Origin of the sequence: Protofrankia sp. Cj3, assembly GCF_917627355.1 — a bacterium.
In the GTDB taxonomy this organism is placed as follows: Bacteria; Actinomycetota; Actinomycetes; order Frankiales; family Frankiaceae; genus Protofrankia.
Genome location: NZ_CAKJTR010000015.1, coordinates 1 through 2,072 on the forward strand (window position 1 = coordinate 1; position 2,072 = coordinate 2,072).

Sequence of the window (2,072 nt, forward strand, 5' to 3'; positions counted from 1 at the left end):
GCTTCACGAACTCCGACAGCTCCAGCAGCGTCATTTCCTTGAACGCGTCCAGCAGCTCGTCGGTCGACAGCTTCGCCATCGTGGCGGTCCTTCCCGTTGTGATGGCACACCGCCCGTGGCGGGTGCCAGGAACTGTTATGGAGTAAGAGCGACCGGCAATAGGGGACGCGGCGTCGCGGGGCTGGGGCACGCACCTCGCATCGTTGTCGTCAGTCGCCACCCAACACCTCCGGTGACTCCCTCCGACGCCTCGCGATGCACGCACCCCAGCCCCACTCCTTGATCCACAGCCCTATTGCCGGGCGCTCTAAGTGGTCCGGATCAGTGGGGCAACCACTCACGCGCCCATGTTCTTCCTCGCGCGTCCGGCACCCCGGGGCCGCCGCGGACGGACAGCGCTACTGCGCGCTCGGCTCTGCCTCGACCGCTTCGACCGCCGCGGTCTCGGCGGTCTCGGCGGTCGTCGAAGCCTCAGGCGCGGGGACTTCGGCCGCGGGGCTCTCCGCTTCTCGCTTGGCGCGCAACGCCTCCGCCAGGCGAGCCGCCTGGGACAGCGGCGCCGCGAACAGACCGACCGCCTTGGCCAGCGAACCGTTCAACGCGCCGGCGAGCTTGGCGAGCAGCACCTCGCGGGACTCGAGATCGGCGAGCTTGCGGATGTCATCCGCCGACATCGGCTTGCCCTCGACGATCCCGCCCTTGACGATCAGTGCGGGATTGGCGCGAGCGAAGTCACGCAGACTCTTGGCCGCCTCGACCGGGTCGCCGGTGACGAACGCGACAGCGGTCGGACCGACCAGCAGCTCGTCCAGACCCGTGACACCCGCCTGCGCGGCGGCAATCCTGGTCAGGGTGTTCTTCACCACGGCGTACTCGGTGTCCTCGCCCAGCGAGCGGCGCAGTTCGGTGAGCTGGCTCACCGTCAGTCCGCGGTACTCGGTGAGCACCGCCGCGGACGCGCCCCGGAACGAGTCAACGATCTCCGTTACCGCGGCGACCTTTTCCGGCTTCGCCATCGGGCTCCTTCATGGGGTCTGGCCGGTCACCCGAAAGATGCCGAGAAACGACAAACGCCCCGGCGCAGGCGCGCGGGGCGGAAGTACCGGGGATGGCAGGCAAACCAGCAGCCCCAGGGCAACGCTCCCTCACCTGCGCGGGCCGCCCGGTCGTACCGGACCTTCGATCGCCCCGGAACGGGACGATGACCAGCGGTCTTCGGTTTGGTTCGGATGAAATGATACACGGCCTGGCCGGCGGGACAGCAGGCGCCAAGCCGGCGGCGTCAGGCCGGCGCGTCCTCGAGGAGGTTACGGGTACGGCTGGGGTCGACGGGGATTCCTGGACCCATCGTCGTCGTAAAAGTAATCTTCTTCAGATAACGGCCTTTGGAGGCGGACGGCTTCACCCGGACGATCTCGTCCAGGGCGACGCTGTAGTTCTCAATCAACTGCTCATCGGTGAAGGCGGTCTTCCCGATCACGATGTGCAGATTGCCCTGCTTGTCGACCCGAAAATTAATCTTTCCGCCCTTGATGTCCTGGACGGCCTTGGTGATGTCGAGAGTCACCGTGCCGGTCTTCGGGTTCGGCATGAGTCCTCGTGGCCCCAGGATCCGGGCGATACGGCCGACCTTCGCCATCTGGTCGGGCGTCGCGACCGTGGCGTCGAAATCCAGGAAACCCTCCTGGATGCGCTGTACGAGGTCGTCGCTGCCGACGATGTCCGCACCCGCCGCAGCGGCCTCGACGGCCTTCTCGCCCGCGGCGAAAACCGCGACTCGCGGGGATTTGCCGGTTCCGTGCGGCAGATTCACCGTGCCGCGGACCATCTGGTCAGCCTTGCGCGGATCGACGCCCAGGCGCAGCGCGACCTCAACAGTCGCGGCGTACTTGGTGGTGGAGGTCTCCCGGGCGAGATGAACAGCCTCCAGCGGCGTGTACAGACGATCCGCCGCTATCTTCTCAACGGCTGCCCGATAGGCTTTGCTGCGCTTCATATCTGTCTCCTCGTGGTCATGGCGGGCAGCCCGGACGGGCTGCCCTCCCACAGTTGTTCCGTTCTCGGCCGGCCCT

Annotated in this window: 2 protein-coding genes and 1 pseudogene; all 3 read right to left on the reverse strand. The window is 67.0% G+C overall.

Annotated elements, in window-relative coordinates; all coding sequences use genetic code 11:
• Positions 1–220 (reverse strand): annotated as a pseudogene (locus MJ783_RS03450) (hypothetical protein); the annotation flags it as partial.
• Positions 221–398: 178 nt separating this feature from the next.
• The gene (gene rplJ, locus MJ783_RS03455; protein WP_239308456.1) at positions 399–1,016 is read right to left on the reverse strand and encodes a 50S ribosomal protein L10; all 618 of its coding nucleotides are present in this window, start codon (positions 1,014–1,016) and stop codon (positions 399–401) included.
• Positions 1,017–1,282: 266 nt separating this feature from the next.
• Positions 1,283–1,996, reverse strand: a complete 714-nt coding sequence (gene rplA / locus MJ783_RS03460; RefSeq protein WP_239308486.1) for a 50S ribosomal protein L1 — start codon at positions 1,994–1,996, stop codon at positions 1,283–1,285.
• Between the last annotated feature and the right edge of the window lie 76 nt (positions 1,997–2,072).

Excerpts from the sequence above, each read along its gene's own strand:
- rplA (WP_239308486.1), bottom strand. The coding sequence starts at position 1,996 with ATGAAGCGCAGCAAAGCCTATCGGGCAGCCGTTGAGAAGATAGCGGCG.
- rplJ (WP_239308456.1), bottom strand. The coding sequence starts at position 1,016 with ATGGCGAAGCCGGAAAAGGTCGCCGCGGTAACGGAGATCGTTGACTCG.